The 18,130-nt window shown below is 70.5% G+C and carries 14 protein-coding genes, 1 rRNA gene and 1 pseudogene; 9 read left to right on the top strand and 7 right to left on the bottom strand.

Annotated elements, in window-relative coordinates:
• Both rrf and ACIBJC_RS35575 read left to right on the top strand, forming a co-directional pair.
• Positions 1-92, top strand: a 5S ribosomal RNA gene (gene rrf, locus ACIBJC_RS35580); the annotation flags it as partial.
• A gap of 185 nt (positions 93-277) precedes the next feature.
• A complete protein-coding gene (locus ACIBJC_RS35575) occupies positions 278-709 on the top strand; it encodes a hypothetical protein (RefSeq protein WP_399299864.1) in 432 nt (143 codons plus the stop codon).
• Positions 710-891: 182 nt separating this feature from the next.
• Here ACIBJC_RS35575 and ACIBJC_RS35570 read toward each other — a convergent pair whose 3' ends face one another.
• On the bottom strand, positions 892-2,100 hold the full coding sequence (locus ACIBJC_RS35570) for an IS4 family transposase (protein ID WP_399299861.1): 1,209 nt from the start codon (positions 2,098-2,100) through the stop codon (positions 892-894).
• A gap of 267 nt (positions 2,101-2,367) precedes the next feature.
• Here ACIBJC_RS35570 and ACIBJC_RS35565 point away from each other — a divergent pair, with 267 nt between their 5' ends.
• Positions 2,368-3,129, top strand: coding sequence for an alpha/beta fold hydrolase (locus tag ACIBJC_RS35565; RefSeq protein WP_399299858.1), 762 nt, complete (start codon positions 2,368-2,370; stop codon positions 3,127-3,129).
• 35 nt (positions 3,130-3,164) lie between these two features.
• Here ACIBJC_RS35565 and ACIBJC_RS35560 read toward each other — a convergent pair.
• The 6 genes and pseudogenes from ACIBJC_RS35560 to ACIBJC_RS35535 form a co-directional block, all read right to left on the bottom strand.
• Positions 3,165-4,169 (bottom strand): annotated as a pseudogene (locus tag ACIBJC_RS35560) (helix-turn-helix domain-containing protein); the annotation flags it as partial.
• A gap of 90 nt (positions 4,170-4,259) precedes the next feature.
• Entirely contained in the window at positions 4,260-5,570 is a 1,311-nt protein-coding gene (locus ACIBJC_RS35555; RefSeq protein ID WP_399299856.1) for a DUF58 domain-containing protein, read from the bottom strand.
• Between the two features lie 12 nt (positions 5,571-5,582).
• Positions 5,583-6,584 carry an AAA family ATPase gene (locus ACIBJC_RS35550; RefSeq protein WP_399299853.1) on the bottom strand — a complete coding sequence of 334 codons (1,002 nt, stop codon included), beginning with the start codon at positions 6,582-6,584 and terminating at the stop codon, positions 5,583-5,585.
• Positions 6,581-7,816, bottom strand: coding sequence for a DUF4350 domain-containing protein (locus tag ACIBJC_RS35545; RefSeq protein ID WP_399299851.1), 1,236 nt, complete (start codon positions 7,814-7,816; stop codon positions 6,581-6,583). The genes ACIBJC_RS35550 and ACIBJC_RS35545 overlap by 4 nt, the downstream gene beginning before the upstream one ends.
• A complete protein-coding gene (locus tag ACIBJC_RS35540; protein ID WP_399299849.1) occupies positions 7,813-8,499 on the bottom strand; it encodes a DUF4129 domain-containing protein in 687 nt (228 codons plus the stop codon). The genes ACIBJC_RS35545 and ACIBJC_RS35540 overlap by 4 nt, the downstream gene beginning before the upstream one ends.
• A gap of 4 nt (positions 8,500-8,503) precedes the next feature.
• Positions 8,504-9,706: a hypothetical protein gene (locus ACIBJC_RS35535; RefSeq protein WP_399299848.1), complete on the bottom strand. Its 1,203-nt coding sequence runs from the start codon at positions 9,704-9,706 to the stop codon at positions 8,504-8,506.
• 476 nt (positions 9,707-10,182) lie between these two features.
• Here ACIBJC_RS35535 and mtnA point away from each other — a divergent pair, with 476 nt between their 5' ends.
• The 6 genes from mtnA to hpf all read left to right on the top strand — a co-directional run bounded on the left by mtnA (position 10,183) and on the right by hpf (position 18,090).
• Complete coding sequence (gene mtnA / locus ACIBJC_RS35530) at positions 10,183-11,331, top strand: S-methyl-5-thioribose-1-phosphate isomerase (protein WP_399299845.1); 1,149 nt, start codon at positions 10,183-10,185, stop codon at positions 11,329-11,331.
• Positions 11,332-11,611: 280 nt separating this feature from the next.
• Positions 11,612-12,289 carry a two-component system response regulator MtrA gene (gene mtrA, locus ACIBJC_RS35525; protein WP_329826349.1) on the top strand — a complete coding sequence of 226 codons (678 nt, stop codon included), beginning with the start codon at positions 11,612-11,614 and terminating at the stop codon, positions 12,287-12,289.
• 1 nt (position 12,290) lies between these two features.
• The gene (mtrB, locus tag ACIBJC_RS35520) at positions 12,291-14,342 is read left to right on the top strand and encodes an MtrAB system histidine kinase MtrB (RefSeq protein ID WP_399299841.1); all 2,052 of its coding nucleotides are present in this window, start codon (positions 12,291-12,293) and stop codon (positions 14,340-14,342) included.
• On the top strand, positions 14,332-16,179 hold the full coding sequence (locus ACIBJC_RS35515; protein ID WP_399299839.1) for an LpqB family beta-propeller domain-containing protein: 1,848 nt from the start codon (positions 14,332-14,334) through the stop codon (positions 16,177-16,179). The genes mtrB and ACIBJC_RS35515 overlap by 11 nt, the downstream gene beginning before the upstream one ends.
• Before the next feature lie 180 nt (positions 16,180-16,359).
• The gene (locus ACIBJC_RS35510) at positions 16,360-17,082 is read left to right on the top strand and encodes a ComF family protein (protein ID WP_399299836.1); all 723 of its coding nucleotides are present in this window, start codon (positions 16,360-16,362) and stop codon (positions 17,080-17,082) included.
• 315 nt (positions 17,083-17,397) lie between these two features.
• A complete protein-coding gene (gene hpf / locus ACIBJC_RS35505) occupies positions 17,398-18,090 on the top strand; it encodes a ribosome hibernation-promoting factor, HPF/YfiA family (protein WP_399299834.1) in 693 nt (230 codons plus the stop codon).
• Positions 18,091-18,130 lie beyond the last annotated feature (40 nt).

Here is an 18,130-nt window from a genome sequence, read left to right as displayed (position 1 = left end):
CGCCCGGTTACATTCCGAACCCGGAAGCTAAGCCTCACAGCGCCGATGGTACTGCAGGGGGGACCCTGTGGGAGAGTAGGACGCCGCCGAACAATTATTGACGGGAATGCCCCGCACCTCTGGTGCGGGGCATTTCTGCGTTCCAGGCCCATTTCATTTCCAGAGGAGCCTTCTCGTGTGGACGAGGCGGGTACTTTTCCCCGTCCACGCCAACGTCCTGTCCTCCACCCATCTAGGGCGTGGAATCGGAAGTGAATCGTGCGCATAGGGTGTCGGAATGTCGCTGAGCCACATAGCCCTCACGTCCGGCCGTTCGATCGAGCTCACCGAGCTGCGAATGTCTTCGACCTACGGGGGGATGCTGGAGGGCTACCCGTGCAAGCCCATCAACGACATGAAGGTCAGTGGCCTCCAGCGGCAGGCCGGCCACACGTTTCCCTCCACGCCAGTCCACCTGGTTCCGCCCTCCCGCGAGTACCCGGACCAGACCGCCGGTGCCTTCGGCCCTGTCGAGGTGCTGCCTACCGTGGCCTGCATCGGCGCCTTCCGCTCAACAGCGGTAGCCCCTGAACTCGATCCGGTGCTGCACCGTTCCGCCCTCACTGTGGTCTGGTTCCAGACGGTCTTGGATGTCCCGTCGGGCGAGGACGCTGACCTTGCGCTTCGCAGAATTCGCTGGGAAGAGCTGGCCCAGGACTACGAGCTCTAGCGGCAACGCCGTTCAGTTAGGGCGGGGACCGGGGCGTCAAGGGCTGCCCGTGAGCATGTTGATGTGGATGGTGGCCTTGTGGGTGGTCCGGTCGATGGTGGGTCCGGGTGCGTTGTATTTGGAGATCGCGCGTTTGACGATGCGGTCTTTGGTGCGGACCCGCCGGGCCGGTAGGAGGTGGGTCAGGATGTGACGGCCGATGGTGCCGACGAGATCGATGTCGGTGCCGGTGATGACGCCGGCGGCCAGGACGAGCTGATCCCGGGCAGCGGCGAGCGCGGTGGTGAAGCCGGCCCGGTCCGGGTCGGTGCCCGGGACGCTGTCGGTGGCGTCAGCCATCGAGTGCGTAATGCCTGGTAGGCGGTCAGCAGGGCCCGAACCTCCTGTTCGATGCCGTCGGGGGTGCGGGCCCGCAGGACGCGTCCGCCCAGGATCGTGGACTTCAGCTCCGCGTAGGCGGTCTCGATCTCCCAGCGCTCGTGGTAGAGCCGGACGAGTTCACCAGCCGGGTGGGTAGCCGGGTCGGTGAGGGTGGTCAGCAGCCGGTAGCGGCCGGTGCGGCTGCCCCGGGCGGTGCGGATGGTGATCTCGGCGTCGATGACGCGCATGGTCAGCGGTCCGATCCGTGTCAGTACCGAGCCGTCGTGGCAGCGACTCACCACGGGCAGGTTCCGGTTGGCCTTGCAGCGCATCAGCAGATCGGCGCCGGTGGCGGCCAGCTGGTTCAGCAGCGCGGCGGAGGAGAAGTCCCGGTCGCCCAGCAGCAGCATTCCGGGCTGCAGGCTGTCCGCCAGGCGGCGGGCGTACTCCAGCTCATCAGTTGTGGCGGGGCCGAACACAGCCCCGATCACCGACCGGGTGCCGCAGGCCACCAGCGCGGCCAGACGTAGTTGTGGGTAGCCCGAGGTCCCGTTGCCGAGCCGCTGGCGGGTGGATACCGCGAGGTTGGCCGGGCAGTCCGGGACCGGCAGCAGGGTGCCGTCAACCGCGACGACCCTCGGGCCCCGCCACCGCCCGGCAGCGGCAGCGGTCGTGACCGCTGGGCCGCTCACCAGGTCGAACAGCGTTTTCATCGGTGCCGGACCCAACCGCTGGCGGGCTTGACGAAGAGCGCTGCCGCTGGGCCGGAGCAGCGGCAGGCCTGCCAGCCGGGCGCATAACCGGTCGAAAACCTGCTGGTAGCCAAGCCCGTTGAAGAGTGCCGCAGCCAGCAGCAGGTACACCGTGACCCGCGCCGGCACCAGCCGGACCCTGCGCTGCACTGCCCGGGTCTCCGCCAGCACCTCGTCGACCATCTCGAACGGCACGATCCTGGTCAGCTCGCCAATGTGTCCCGGCGCGAACACACCGGCCGCTACCCCGACCGCCCCTGTTACGGCAGCCTGTTCCAACAGCGGAGCTCCTGTGGTGAGGATGTCTTGGAGGACAAACCTCTTCTACAGCAGCTCCGCTGCCTCGTTCACCCGCCTTGACGAACAGCCCTCGCGCTTAACTGAACGGCGTTGGCCCTAGCGGTCGAAGCGTGGCGGCCGGCAGCCACGGGAGCTCAAGATCCACTTTCGAAACACGCCCTAGTGCTGTGACCGGGAAGGTTCACCGGGTTGGCAGTGGTGGTATTGAGGAGGCGTTTCAAGTACCTGCTACGTAAGGTCTGTCGGATGACGATCTCCCATGACGTGGCTGGAAGCGGTCCTGCACTGGTGCTGCTGCATTCCGGGGTGTGTGACCGGCGGATGTGGGACGCGCAGGCGCCTGCCTTGATCGAGGCCGGCTACAGGCTGGTGCGCTGCGACTTTCGGGGCTTCGGCGAGACTGCTGCGGCGGATGGACCCCACAGTGACGCTGAGGATGTGCTGGAAGTCCTGGACGCTCTCGGCATCGGCCAGGCGGCGCTGGTTGGAGCCTCGTACGGCGGGCAGGTCACCTTGGAAGTCGCTGCCCGGTGGCCAGGCCGGGTGAGCGCGATGGTGCTGGTGTGTTCCGCGCTTCCCGGCCATGAGCCCAGTCCTGCGCTTGAGGCTGTCGGCGAGCGTGAGGATGCGCTGCTTGAGGCTGGGGATATCGCCGGGGCGGTTGAGCTGATGGCTGATACCTGGCTGGGCCCGGACGCCGACGAGGCCGCTCGGGAGGCGGTGCACCTGATGCAGCGGCACGCCTTTGAGGTGCAACTCGCTGCCGAGGAGTTCGAGCCGATCGAGGCGGAGTTCGACCTGGCGACAATCGAAGCCCCTTGCCTCGCCCTGTCCGGTGGGCATGATCTGGCGGACTTCCAGCGGATCGCTGCCCGCCTGCCGGATCTACTCTCGGACGCCCGCCACCTCGAACTGCCCTGGGCAGGTCATCTGCCCAGCCTGGAGCGGCCATCCGTCGTCACCGATCTGCTTCTCGGCTTCCTGCGCGAGAGGCTCCCTGCCCATTGAGTCTGCTCACGGCCTGTCGTGTCTTGCCGTGCGGGTGCTGGGCGGCCTCCCCAGCAGACGCCTTTCTCGCTGCGGATGCGGGCTCGTTCGCGGCGCTGGGCGGCCAGAACGTCGGGGTGTCGGGCGTTCTGGTTGCGTCGGCGCAGGTAGCGGTGCAACTCCCGGGTCTGGACGGTGTGGTTGGGGTGGTGGGAGTTGGCCAGGGTGAACCGGCGCAGCGGACCGAAGTGTGCCTCGATCGGGTTCGCCCAGGACGCGTTCGTCGGCGTGAAGCACAGCTCGACCTTGTTCTTCGCGGCCCAGGTCGGAGGGATGCCGTTGCGGAGACGGTTGACGCCCCACAAGGTGTCGTCACCGACCGAGTAGCAGCCGTGGAAACAGGTGACTCCGTGGGTGCGGTGAAAGGTCGCCGGCAGCCGGTCCGGCCGGCTCTTGGGCGCCCAGCACGATCCGGCCGTGGGACGGATACCCAGAGGGCCGAACTCGTCGAAGGAGAAGGTGCGGTCAGGCCGCTCGTTGATGGCGTACTCGATCCGGTCCAACTTGGCGTCGAAATCCGGGTCGGTGGACTCCTTCCAGGTCTTGGTGCGCTGGAAAGTGATCCCGCGGCGCAGGAGCAGACAGCGCAGAGCCTCACGGCCGATCCGTATCGGACGGGCGAAGTTGCGCGGCAGATGATCGGCGAGTTTGCGGATCGGCCACCGGGTGAAGGTCCGGCCGAGCTTGGTGGGACGGGTGGTGGCCGTCAGGATGACGAACTCCTCGTCGTCACCCGTGAGCAGGCGGGGCCGGCCTCCCGCCCAGTGAGGGTCCAGGCAGGCCGGCCCGCTCTCGTTGAAGCGGTGGATCACATCGCGGACAGTGTCCTCGTCCGCCTGCACTGGCTTTGCGATCACCGGGACGCTGTTCCCGCCCGCCGAGGTCAACAGCATCATCGCCCGCCGGAACCGCACCGTGCTCGTGCTGCCCCGCCGCACTATTCGCTGCAGCTTCTGCCCCTCCTGCTCGGTCAGCCTGCGAACCCTGACCGGCTCTGCCATCCCGCCTCCCCGCACCGGTTGGAGTTGTCGTCACATCCAACCGGCACACGGCCAATCGAGACCACCCGGTGATCGTTTCCGGTCACAGCACTAGAGACGTCCAGCCGCTTTGAGCGCGAGGTACGCATCGGCCAGAGCAGGCGCGAGCTTTTCCGGAGTGGCATCCACGACCGTGACGCCCTTGCTCTGCAACAGTTCTGCCGTCCGCCGCCTCTGGCCCTGTGCCTGGGCGCCGGCCGCGGCTTCGTATACCGCGTCCACTGTGCCTCGTGCCGCGCTCATCTTCTCGATGTGAGGATCGGCGACCGAGGCCACGATGACGGTGTGGCGTCGGGTGAGCTGCGGCAGGACGGGGAGGAGTTCTTCCTCCACGGGCGCTGCGTCGAGGCTCGTCAACAACACGATGAGTGATCGGCGAGGGGCGCTCTTCAGCGTTGCCGCGCTGAGGCCGCGGGCGTCCGTTTCCACCAGCTCCGGTTCCAGCGGGGCCAGCACGTTCACCATCGCCGACAGGACGTCGCCCGCCGCGCGGCCCTGGACCTGGGCGCGTGTGCGCCGGTCGTAGGCGAGGAGATCAACCCGGTCGCCGGCTCGCGAGGCGAGGGCGGTCAGGAGGAGTGTGGCATCCATGGCGGCGTCCAGACGTGGGACGTCGCCCACACGGCCCGCCGAGGTGCGGCCGGTGTCGAGGACGATGAGGAGATGCCGGTCCCGTTCGGGACGCCAGGTCCGTACGGTGACGGTCGACTGGCGCGCGGTCGCCCGCCAGTCGATGGACCGGGTGTCGTCGCCGGTCACGTACTCCCTGAGACTGTCGAACTCGGTGCCCTCGCCGCGGGTCAGCACGCTGGTGCGGCCGTCGAGTTCCCGCAGACGGGCCAGTCTGGACGGCAAGTGCTTCCGACTCGTGAAGGGCGGAAGCACACGCACGGTCCAGGGGACGTCGTGGCTGCCCTGGCGCGAGGCCAGTCCCAGCGGCCCGAACGAGCGCACGGTTACCCGTTCCGCGTGCCGGTCGCCGCGCCGAGTGGGGCGGAGCAGGGTGGTGAGCCGGCGGCGCTCGCCCGGCGGGACGGTCACGGTGTGCCGGGAACTCGACCGGTCGGTCCCGGTGAGCCAGCTACTGGGCGGCCAGGCGTCGCGGAGCTGGGCACGCAGGCGGCGGCCTGAGGGGTTGGTGACGGTGAGGTGGACTGCCGCGCTCTCGCCGAGTCGAACTGAGGTGTCACCGTTTCGGGTGAATTGGAGCGTTCGCACTGGTGTCGCCAGGGCGTAGTCGCACAGAATGGCGAGTGAGAGCGGCACATTGACGGCGAGGATCCCCGCCCAACTGGGGGCGAAGACACCGATGGGGAGCGAGCCAAGAGCCGCGAGGAGAGCGCTCCGTCCGGTGAGGGCCACGGTTTCACAGCCTCATCGGGGTACGGGGACATGGGCGAGGATCGCGGTAATGACGGAGTCGGCAGTGACTCCCTCCATCTCTGCTTCGGGCCGGAGTTGGACGCGATGGCGCAGGGTGGGAAGAGCCAGGGCTTTGACGTCGTCGGGGATGACGTAGTCGCGGCCGGTCAGCCAGGCCCAGGCACGGGCCGTGGAGAGCAGGGCGGTGGCTCCTCGTGGGGAGACGCCGAGGGACAGCGAGGGGGATTCACGCGTGGTACGGCAGATATCGACGACATAGCCCGCGATCTCGGGTGAGACAGAGGTCTTGGCGACCGCTTCGCGCGCCGCTTGCAGGTCGGCAGGTCCGGCGACGGGCCGTACCCCCGCGGCCTGGAGATCGCGCGGATCGAAACCTTCCGCATGGCGGGTCAGCACATTGATCTCGTCGTCACGGGAGGGCAGCGGCACCGCCAGCTTGAGCAGGAATCGGTCGAGCTGGGCTTCGGGAAGGGCGTAAGTGCCCTCGTACTCGACCGGGTTCTGGGTCGCGGCGACCAGGAACGGGTCGGGCAGGGGGCGCGCGACGCCGTCGACGGTGACCTGGCGCTCCTCCATGGCCTCCAGGAGGGACGACTGGGTCTTGGGCGGGGTGCGGTTGATCTCGTCGGCCAGCAGCAGATGGGTGAAGACCGGGCCGGGCTGGAAGGAGAACTCCGAGGTGCGGGAGTCGTAGACGAGTGAGCCGGTGATGTCGCTCGGCATCAGGTCGGGGGTGAACTGAACGCGTTTGGTGTCGAGTTCGAGGGAGGCGGCGAGTGCCCGTACGAGCAGGGTCTTGGCTACCCCGGGGACTCCTTCGAGGAGGACGTGGCCGCGGCAGAGCAGGGCTACGACAAGCCCGGTGACGGCGGGGTCCTGGCCGACCACTGCCTTCGCTATCTCGGCGCGTAGGGCTTCCAGGGCCGCGCGGGCGCTGCCCGTGTTCCCGGCAGGTCCGGGGGTCCCGGCGTTCTGTTCGGTCGGGGCACTCATGAGGTGCGTACCTCTCTTTCGAGGGCGTCGAGTTGGTCCGCCAGGCGGATGAGAGCGGCGTCCCCGGTCGGGGCCGGACCGAAGAGGAGGGCGGCCAGGTCGTGGTCCGAGTCCGGCAGACGGGCGGAGACCGCGGGGATCAGGGAGTCGGGCTTGTGTGCCTTGGTGGGAGGAACGCCGACGAGCGGGGCGAGGCGGTCACGGGTGGCCGCGCGCAGGGCTGATGCGGCGTGGTCCCGTGCGTTCGCCTTGCGGTAGAGGCCTGCGCGTCCCTCGGTGGACTCGGAGGCGCGGATGGCCACAGGGAGCCGTTCCGTCACGAGTGGCCCCAGCCGGCGGGCGCGCCAGACGGCGGCGAGCAGCGCGGCCAGGAAGAGCTGGGAGGTGCCCCAGAGCCAGCCGGAAGGGATCAGTTCGAGGAATGTACTGCCGGCGTTGTCCTCGCCACCGTCGGCACCGGAGGCGTAGTCATCACTGAGTGAAGGGAGGTACCAGACGAGATGAGGCCGGGAGCCGAGGAGTTGAAGGGCCAGCGACGCGTTGCCCTGCTGGTCGAGGCGGTCGTTGTACAGGATGTCGGGGGAGCCGAGCAGCACGGTGTCACCGGATGCGGCGTCGGTGGCCGACGTGCCGGCGGAGCCGGTCCTCGTGTCCGGGATTCGGAGGAGGGTCGGTGCGCCGTGGCTCGGGTAGCAGGAGTCGGCCCCGGGCGTGTCCGTCTCGTAGCGCTCGCCGCCGATGTCGACGGTGCCCGCGCGGACGGCGGCGGGCAGCGAGCACCGGGGGGCGTGGGCCGAGACCGGTACGGGGGTGTTCGTACGGACTCCGGGCGCCAGAGTGCCGAGGGACGGCGGGCCCGCGCCGAGCAGGACGGTACGACCGCCCGCGGGGGCCGTCCGGGCGCGCAGGGTGTGCTGCTGCGTGGATGTCAGCAGGTCGGGGTTGGTGACCAGCAGGGTGGTGTCGGGGCCGGCTTCGGCCGTGGCCGCGCGCAGGGTGGTGCGGACGGTGACGGAGACCCCGTGGTCCCTGAGGAGTTCGGCGGTGGCGCGGCTGCCGAACCGGTCCGCGGAGCGCGGGTCGAGACGTCCGTGCTGTTCGCCGGAGCGCAGGGCGGCCATCGCGATCCCGGCCGTCAGCAGGACGAGAAGGGCGAGGAGGAGTCCGCGGCCTCGTGTCCAGACCTGGCGGGCGCTCGGGGCGAGCGAGGTGGGGCTGAGGGGGGAGGTCACTCGGTTGTTCCTCCGGCCACGGTGCTCAGGTGCGGCTTCGCTCGTTCGAGGTCGGTGTCGAGTTCACGCAGTCGCAGATATGTCCGCTCGTCGGCGGTGCGGCCCCCGTACGTGACGTCGTCGAACTCCCTGGCGGCCGTGCGCAGTCGGTCCGCGTGGCCGGGGAGTGCGCGCCCCGCTTCGGAGGCCGCTTCGTCGGCGGTGCGGCCGGGGCGGGGGTCGAGCAGGGCCCGTTCCTCCAGGGAGCGGACGATGGCACGCATCCGCTCCTGGACCGCCTCCGTCCAGCGGTGGGCCGCGGCGTGCGCCTCGGCCGTGGTGCGGTGCTGTGCGGCGCTGCGGGGGCCGTCGTCGAAGAGGGTGCCCGTGGCGGCCGACAGGCGCCGGGGGGTGCCCAGCCGCCACCACAGGGCGGCGCAGAGCGCCACGACGATCAGGGCGATCACGACGAGTCCGAGCGGGCCGCCGGGGGCGGCGCCGGACGCGCCCTCGAAGAGCTTGCCGATCCACTCCGCGATGCGATCGAGGGCACGTTCCAGGAGGTTGGGATCGTTCTCGTGGTACATCGGCTCGGACAGCTCCCGCTCCGCCGCCTCACGGGCGGGGACGCGGGAGGTGTCCACCGGCAGGTCGCCGCTCGCGCGTATCAGCGGCCGTGTCGTCGTTCCCCCCAGGACGGACACCGCATCAGCTCCCGGAGGGGCCGTGGCCCGGCTGTTCGGTGCCGTAGCCCGGTACGCCCGCGGCGCGTGCGAGTTCGAGGTCGAGAGCCTCGCGCCGGATGCGCTGGTCCACGTAGAGAAGGACGGTGACGCCGGCGGAGATCGGGTACGTGATGGTGGAGGCGATCACGGAACCGATGCCGGTGACGATGAGGAAGGGCCAGCCGGTGAGGCCGTCGCCGCCCACCGCCGTACCGATGATCGCGAACGGGATGGCGATGAGCAGCGAGAGCACCATGGACAGCAGCAGGGTGAGGGCCAGGATGCCGAAGGTGCGCCACCAGGCGCCCGCCACGAGCTTGGCGGAGCGGCGCATCGACGGGATGACTCCCTGGCGTTCCAGCATGAGCGCGGGGGAGGTGAGGCTGAAGCGGACCATCAGCCAGATGACGACGACGAAGGCCGCCACCGCGCCGAGCAGGGAGAGCGCGACCCCGGCCGTGGACCCGATCAGCAGGCCGGGCAGCATGCCGACGGTCAGCACGGCGGCGCTCATCAACGGCAGCAGCAGGGTGAATCCGAGCAGCCTGAGCAGGCGGGGGCGGGCCTCGTTCCAGGCGTCCGCGAGGGTGACGGGACGGCCCAGCACGGAGCGGCTGATCACCACGGTGAGTATCGCGGTGGTGAAGAGCGTGCAGATCACCAGGATGGCGAGCGAGGGGGCGTCGGCGGCGAGCTGCGATTGAGCCGAGTCGGCGGTCTGGCTGAGGAGTTCCGACGGCGTCGCGTTCGGATCGAGCGCGACCGGCTCGGGCAGCAGATAGCGCCGGAGGAGGATGTCGCCGATCTGGGAGACCACGGAGACGGCGAGGCTGACGCTCAGCACCGTGCGCCAGTGGACGCGCAGGGTCGAGACGGCGCCGTCGAGGATCTCACCGACACTCAGCGGGCGGAGCGGGATGACCCCCGGCTTGGCGGCCGGCGGCTTGCCCCAGCCGGGACCGGGCCCGCCCGGGGGCGGTCCGCCCCAGCCTCGCGCGGGTCCGGGGGCGTTGGGGCCGGTCCCGGGCGCGCTCGGCGGGGACCACTGTCCGGCCGGTGGCTGGGACGTGGACCACTTCGAGGCGGAGCCGGTGTCGTCGGCGGGCTCTGCTGGCCGGGGCACAGTGGCGTCCTGGCCGTCGGACGGGGCGGATCCGGGCGAGGCCCAGCCCGGAGTGTCGTTCACGGTCGTCCACCTCGTGGATTGGTTGAGAGGCCGGCTCGGGGAGCCGGCGCTTCGACGGTGCCCGTCCGCGGAGCGGGGCGGCGGGCCAGGTCGCGTCCGGTGGAGCTTCGCGGCCCGGACCCCGTCCGCCGCACCGGCGGCGGGAGTCGCCGCCGGTGGCGTGCGCCGAGGGATGGCGGACCGGCGTCGTCGATGGACCGGAGGTACAGGGACGACATCGGCACCCCTGCGGGATGCGGTGCGGGGCGTCGCGGGCCTGTGAAGATCCGTCGGACACGACCTGGGTCCTGTTTCCCGGATCTCCGTGGATCGGTGGCGAAGTGCCGTGCCTGGGGTTCCGGGCCCACGGAGATCCGGGAAACAGGGCCTGGCAGCCATCGTGCCACGCGGCGCGCCGGGACGGACCGGGGGCTGTATCTCCTTATCGGCTCTGTTCTCGCCTTCATTGTCCGTGCCGCAGCGGGCAGACTGAGCGGATGGCTGATCAGTACGCACACACGTCGGTCGGCGCGGAGCCGCCGATGCTCCCCTCCCTCCGTTGGGACGAGCCGCCCGAAGGGCCCGTACTGGTCCTCCTTGACCAGACGCGACTTCCGGTCGAGGAGGCTGAGCTGGTCTGTACGGATGTGCCCGCTCTGGTGGTGGCGATCAGGACGCTGGCGGTCCGGGGCGCACCGCTGCTGGGGATCGCGGGCGCCTACGGGGTGGCGCTGGCCGCGGCGCGTGGTTACGACGTCGAGGACGCGGCGGAGCAGTTGGCGGGGGCGCGGCCCACCGCGGTGAACCTTGGGTACGGGGTGTACCGGGCCCGTGACGCGTACCGTGCGGCGGCCGACCGAGGGGCGGATCCGAAGGGGGCGGCGGCTGCCGCGCTCACCGAGGCGAAGCGGCTCCACCGGGAAGATGCCCAGGCCAGCGCGGAGATGGCGGCGTTCGGGCTCACATTCCTCGACGAACTGCTGCCGGGAGGCGGCCATCGGATCCTGACCCACTGCAACACCGGGGCGCTCGTCTCGGGTGGGGAGGGCACCGCGTTCGCGGTGGCCAGGGCGGCGCACCGCGCCGGCCGGCTGCGGCGCCTGTGGGTGGACGAGACGCGTCCGCTGCTCCAGGGTGCGCGGCTGACGGCGTACGAGGCGGCGCGCAACGGGATGGCGTACACCTTGCTGACGGACAACGCGGCGGGTTCGCTCTTCGCGGCGGGGGAGGTGGACGCCGTCCTGATCGGGGCGGACCGGATCGCCGCCGACGGCTCGGTGGCGAACAAGGTGGGGAGCTATCCGCTCGCCGTGCTCGCCAAGTACCACCATGTGCCGTTCATCGTGGTCGCCCCCACCACGACCATCGACCTGGACACCACGGACGGGGCGTCGATAGAGGTGGAGCAACGACCGGGCCAGGAGGTGACGGAGTTCACAGCGCCGCAGGTCGCGGTGGCGGGGGTGGAGCCCGGGGGCGGGACGCCGGTGGCGCCGCTGGGGACGCAGGCGTACAACCCGGCCTTCGACGTCACTCCGCCGGAACTGGTGACGGCGATCGTCACCGAGTGCGGTGCGCTGTCCCCGGTGACCGGGGGCGGAATCGCGGAGTTGTGTGCCGGGGCGCGCCGGGCGGGGATCGGCTGAACCGGCGGCCGTCCCGCAGGTGTTCATGGTGCGGTCGGGCCGTCCGGAACGGTCGTGCGCTCCACTACCGTGTGGGACGACGGGAGGCGGGATGCGGGTGGGAGTGCCGTGGCGGTCGGCCAAGGGCTCGGATCCACCGCAGCGGGTTTGACATCAGTGCTTGACATCAACGTCGACGGACAGCGACGGTCACACACGGCCATCGGCGCACGTCGTCGCCGGTCAGTGAGACAGATCACGCGTGTCTACGCAACGGAAATGAAAATGGGATGATGTCGATATGAAGGGACGCGTCCTTGTCGTCGATGACGACACCGCACTGGCCGAGATGCTCGGGATTGTGCTGCGGGGTGAAGGTTTCGAGCCGTCGTTCGTAGCGGACGGTGACAAGGCACTCGCGGCCTTCCGGGAGGCCAAGCCGGACCTGGTGCTGCTGGACCTCATGCTGCCCGGTCGGGACGGCATCGAGGTGTGCCGGCTCATCAGGGCCGAGTCCGGGGTGCCCATCGTCATGCTCACGGCCAAGAGCGACACGGTCGATGTGGTGGTGGGGCTGGAGTCCGGCGCCGACGACTACATCGTCAAGCCGTTCAAGCCCAAGGAGCTGGTGGCCCGGATCAGGGCGCGGCTGCGCAGGTCGGAGGAGCCGGCGCCGGAGCAGTTGACCATAGGTGACCTGGTCATCGATGTGGCGGGTCACTCAGTGAAGCGGGACGGGCAGTCGATCGCCCTGACGCCGCTGGAGTTCGATCTGCTGGTCGCGCTGGCCCGTAAGCCGTGGCAGGTGTTCACCCGTGAGGTGCTTCTTGAGCAGGTGTGGGGTTACCGGCACGCCGCGGACACCCGACTGGTCAATGTGCATGTCCAGCGGCTGCGTTCCAAGGTCGAGCAGGACCCCGAGCGCCCGGAGATCGTGGTGACCGTCCGTGGTGTCGGTTACAAGGCAGGGCCGAGCTGACATGTCCGGCGGCAGCGCTGCTCCGAAGCCCGGTGAGCCGGGAGTCCGTGCGGGGCGGGCTGCCGGGCCCGGGCGTGCCTTCTCGGGGGTGACCCGGCTGTTCCAGAGCGGCCGGCTGCTCCAGGACGGTTCGCCGGGCGGTCCTGTGCTGCGGCTGCTCGTGCGGTGGGTGCGGCGTCCGCTGCTGCCCGCCGTGCGGCTGTGGCGGCGCAACATCCAGCTCCGGGTCGTCGCGGCGACGCTGCTGATGTCGCTGGGCGTGGTGCTGCTGCTCGGTTTCGTGGTCATCGGTCAGGTGCGCAACGGCCTGCTCGAAGCCAAGGAGAAGGCCGCGCAGAGCCAGGCGGCCGGCGGTTTCACCGTGGCCAAGGAGAAGGCCGACTCCCCGGCCGCGCTCGGCGGCCGGGACGGCGACGGGGAGAGCGGCCGGTCGGGGAGGAACTCCGTCAACTGGCGGTCCGACCTGGTCGAGCAGCTCGCCAGTGGCGGCCCCGGGGCCTTCAACGTGGTCGCGCTGAGCCCCGACGGGCAGGACGCGGCGTCCACCAGCCGGGCGCCCCGGGTCTCCGGCGGGGTCGACTTCTCCAGCGTTCCCGTCAATCTGCGGACCGCGGTCGCGCAGGGCACCGGGCCGTACCAGAGCTACGCGCAGATCCGGTACACCCGGGCCACCGAGGACCGGGATCCGGAGCCGGGGCTGATCGTCGGCAAGCGGCTGAACGACGCCAACGGCAACGCGTACGAGCTGTACTACCTCTTCCCGCTGACGCAGGAGGAGCAGTCGCTCAACCTGGTCAAGGGCACGCTCGCCACGGCCGGGCTCTTCGTGGTGGTCCTGCTGGGCGCCATCGCCTGGCTGGTGGTGCGGCAGGTCGTGACACCCGTACGTATGGCCGCGGGAATCGCCGAGCGGCTCTCCACCGGCCGCCTCCAGGAACGTATGAAGGTCACCGGCGAGGACGACATCGCCCGGCTCGGTGAAGCCTTCAACAAGATGGCGCAGAATCTCCAGCTCAAGATCCAGCAGTTGGAGGAGCTCTCCCGGATGCAGCGGCGCTTCGTCTCCGACGTCTCGCACGAGCTGCGCACCCCGCTGACGACCGTACGGATGGCCGCCGACGTCATCCACGAGGCGCGCGCCGACTTCGATCCGGTGACGGCGCGCTCCGCCGAACTGCTCGGGGACCAGCTCGACCGCTTCGAGTCGCTGCTCGCGGACCTGCTGGAGATCAGCCGCTTCGACGCCGGCGCGGCGGCCCTGGAGGCCGAGCCGATAGATCTACGCGAGGTCGTGCGCCGGGTGATCGGCGGCGCCGAGCCGCTGGCCGAGCGCAAGGGCAGCCGGATCCAGGTCCTCGGGGACGAGCAGCCCGTGGTCGCCGAGGCCGATGCCCGCCGGGTGGAGCGGGTGCTGCGCAATCTGGTCGTCAACGCCGTCGAGCACGGTGAGGGCCGGGATGTCGTCGTACGGCTCGGTGTGGCGGGCGGTGCCGTCGCGGTCGCCGTACGCGACTACGGGGTGGGGCTCAAGCCGGGCGAGGCCACCCGGGTGTTCAACCGCTTCTGGCGGGCCGACCCGGCGCGCGCCCGCACGACGGGCGGCACCGGGCTCGGGCTGTCGATCGCCGTCGAGGACGCCCGGCTGCACGGCGGTTGGCTCCAGGCGTGGGGCGAACCCGGCGGGGGCTCCCAGTTCCGGCTGACACTGCCGCGTACGGCCGACGAGGCGCTGCGCGGCTCCCCCATACCGCTGGAGCCCGAGGACTCCCGGCGCAACCGGGAGAGCGCCGGGTCCCAGGAGCTGAAGGAGAGCGCGCACCGGCTGGCGAGCGTGCCGGCACAGCCGCGCGTGGACCGCTCCCCGCTCCAGGCGGCAGCGGGACCGCCCGCGCTGCCCCGTACGGCCGCCACGGTGGATCCCACGGCCCTGCCGGGCAGTGGCGCCCGGGTGGTGGCGCGGCCCGCCGGGGAGCGGGCCCCCGAGGCGGGCACTCCATCAGAAGAATCCGCACCGTCGGATCCGCAGCGGGAGGACACGGTACGTGGGCGCTGACCGCCAGAGGGTCGGGCTGGGGAGGGCGGTGCGGACGCCGGTCGTGCTGGGGGTTCTCGCCCTGCTGCTGGCCGGGTGCGCATCGATCCCGGACAGCGGGGAGGTGGAGCCGGTCAAGGCGTCGCCGGCCGGTGAGTCCCAGGTGCGGGTGTACGCCGTACCGCCGCGCGAGAAGGCGGGTCCCGCCGAGATCGTCGACGGCTTCCTGGAGGCCATGACCAGTGACGATCCCGATTTCGCGATGGCCAGGAAGTATCTGACGCCGGAAGCGTCCCGCTACTGGCAGCCGGGCGCCGGTACGACGGTGCTGCGCGCCGCGCCGGACCCCGCGGTCCCGAAGGAGGCGTCCGGCTCGGACAGCGGCGGTCTGACGTATCCGCTGTACGGCGACCGGATAGCCGACGTGGACTCCTCGCACGCCTATCAGCCGCTCGATCCCACGGCGTACAACGGCACCATCCACCTGGTGCGGCAGAACATCGGGGGCACCAAGGAGTGGCGGATCGATGATCTGCCGCAGGGGCTCGTCCTCGGCGAGTCGGACTTCCAGCGCAATTACCGGTCCGTGAACAAGTACTACTTCGCCTCCGGCGAGAACTGGCTGGTGGCCGACCCGGTCTACATCCGTCAGCGCATAGACCCCACGAGCCGGATGGATCCGGTCACCCAGGCGGTCAGGGTGCTGCTCGACGGGCCGACGAACTGGCTGAAACCGGTCGTCGACTCCCCGTTCCCCAGCGGCACCGCACTCCAGAAGGGCACCACGTCACTGGAGTTCGACGACCGCAACGCGCTGAAGGTGCCGCTCAACGAGAAGGCGTCCAAGGCGGGGCGCGCACAGTGCCGGAAGATGGCCGCGCAGCTCCTGTTCACCCTGCGGGACCTCACCGCCACGCCGGTGGGACAGGTCGAGCTGCTGGCCGACGGCTCCTCGCTCTGTGTGCTCAGCGGCGACCAGGCCGAGGAGTTCGCGCCGGACCGCACCACCGGCCGGCCCGACAACCCGTACTACGTGGACGACCGGGGACGCCTCTCGCTGCTCCAGGCGGGCGGCGGCGAGAGCGTGGACCGGTCGCAGGTCATCGGGCCGCTGGGCAAGGGCGATCTGAAGCTGGGCTGGGTCGCCGTGGCGCGCGACGAGAAGCACGCGGCGGGCGTCACGAAGGACGCCAAGGCGCTGTACGTGTCGTCGATCCTCGCGGACAGCGAGCCGGGCGATCCGCTGGTGACCAGCAAGGGACCGGACGAGAAGGAACGGCTGTCGGCGCCGAGCTGGGACGGGCGCGGCGATCTGTGGGTCGCCGACCGGGACCCGGCGAACCCGCGTCTGCTGCGGTTCGCGGACGGAGAGGGCGAGCCGCGCACGGTCACGGTCGACGGTCTGGACGGTGCGCGCATCGAGGGGCTGCGGGTGTCGGCGGACGGGGTGCGGGTCGCGCTGCTGCTGGCGAAGGACGGCAGGACCACGCTCCAGATCGGGCGGGTGGAGCGGCACGGCTCCGCGGCCGAACCGGTGGTGTCCGTGGTGGAACTCCAGTCGGCCGCCCCGCAACTGGAGACCGTCACGGCGGTCTCCTGGGCCGGTCCGAGCAGACTCGTGGTGGTCGGCAAGGAGCAGGGGGGCGTGCAGCAGGTCCGCTACATGCAGACCGACGGATCGACCTCGGCGTCGAGCGTGCTGCCCGGGCTGAACCAGGTGACGGCGATCGCCGCGGCGGACGACGACCAGCAGCCCGTGGTGGCCGACTCGGAGGACGCCGGGATCGTACGGCTGCCGACGGGCGCGAACTGGCAGACGATGGTCGAAGTGGGCTCGTCGCCCGTCTACCCGGGCTGACGTCCGACGGCCGCACTTGAAGGCGGCGCCGTCCGGTGACGGCGCCGCCCTGAGGTGTGGCCTGGAATCAGCCGGTGGTCGCAGACCGCCGGGACGTGGAAACGGCTGGTTACGGGCTTTGCCCGACGGAGTTGTCCACAGGGGTGGCCCGGTGCCTCGGAGGTTGGCACAGTGTGTCCCATGCGGGCGTGGTGGCGGGAGATCACCGGCCTGGTGCTGCCGGTCGCCTGTGGCGGATGCGGGAGCCCCAGGACACCTTTGTGCGAGGCGTGCGGCCGGGCGCTGTACGGGACGTGGCCGTGCCGGGTGCGGCCGGTGCCGGAGCCGCCGGGGCTGCCGGCCGTTCACGCGGCGGCTCCGTACGAGGACGCCGTACGGGCCGTTCTGCTGGCGCACAAGGAGCGCGGGGCCCTGGGCCTCGCCGCGCCGCTGGGACGCGCCCTGGCGGGCGCTGTACGGGCCGCCGCGCCGCCCGGTACGGGCGTGGGGCCGCTGCTCCTCGTGCCGGTGCCGTCCACCCTGCGCGCGGTCGGGGCGCGGGGGCACGACGCGGGCCGCAGGCTGGCGCTGGCCGCCGCCGGAGAGCTGCGGCGTACCGGGCGCGAGTGCCGGGTCCTGCCGCTGCTGCGCCAGCGCCGCCCGGTGGCCGATCAGGCGGCCCTCGGTGCCCGGCAGAGACAGGCGAACCTTTCGGGGGCATTGGAGGTCGCCATCGGGGGTACCCGGCTGCTGGAAGGCGGCCGGGTGGTGTTGGTGGACGATCTCATGACGACCGGTGCCTCGCTCGCTGAAGGGGCGAGGGCACTGCGTGCCGCCATGGGTCCAGGCATTCCCGGATTCGTACAGGTGAGTGCTGCCGTCGTCGCCGCTCCGCCCCTGTCTTTCGAAATAAACCGGAACTGATGGGGACCGTGCATCGTTGCAGGTGAACAGGGCAGGAAAAGAGCTGAACAGAGGTACATGCCGGTAGCGGGTGCCGACACCCGTCCGGGGGGTCTATGTTCGGTTATGAGGAATGGCGCGAGCCGCGACTCATTGAATGCACTGGTGTGCTCCGGCGCTTTTCAGACCCCCGGAAATTCAGGGGAGTGGGGATCTCGTCGCTGGGGGAGGAGGAGGTGAAAGTCGCCAAGTCCGAGGCTCCGGTGACCACCGGGGCCTGGTGCAACAAGGAGTGACTCCGCAGCGAGGCGGAGTGATCCGGGAACGGAGTTCTGCGTGGACATCGTCGTCAAGGGCCGCAAGACAGAGGTGCCCGAGCGGTTCCGCAAGCACGTGGCGGAGAAGCTGAAGCTGGAGAAGATCCAGAAGCTCGACGCCAAGGTGATCAGCCTCGATGTCGAGGTGTCCAAGGAGCCCAATCCGCGGCAGGCCGACCGCAGTGACCGGGTGGAGATCACCCTTCATTCGCGGGGCCCCGTGATCCGTGCCGAGGCGGCGGCGGCCGATCCGTACGCGGCGCTCGACCTGGCCACCGGCAAACTGGAGGCGCGGCTGCGCAAGCAGCACGACAAGCGCCACAACCGGCGGGGAAACGGCCGGTTGTCGGCCGCGGAGGTCGTCGATGTCGTCCCCGGCGTGGCCCAGTTGAACGCGAACGGCGAGACCGCGGCGGAAGAGGCCCGCGAGACGGCCGTACCCACCACCATGATCGGCACCCTTGAGGTGCAGGGCGAAGGCCCCCTGGTGGTCCGCGAGAAGACCCATGTCGCCGCACCGATGACGCTCGACCAGGCGCTCTACGAGATGGAGCTGGTCGGTCACGACTTCTATCTCTTCGTCGATTCCGACACCAAGGAGCCCAGCGTCGTCTACCGGCGCCACGCCTACGACTACGGCGTCATTCATCTCAGGACGGACCCGCTGGCCGGCTCGGAGCCGGACGGTGCGGGTGGCGCTCTCGGCGGCTGAGAGCGCCTGAGAGCGGCTGACACCGGCCGGAAACGGCTGA

The organism is Streptomyces sp. NPDC050509 (genome assembly GCF_044457965.1).
GTDB lineage: Bacteria > Actinomycetota > Actinomycetes > Streptomycetales > Streptomycetaceae > Streptomyces.
The sequence above is the reverse complement of the archived record's forward strand: the minus strand, read 5'-3'. Positions and strand labels throughout refer to the sequence as shown.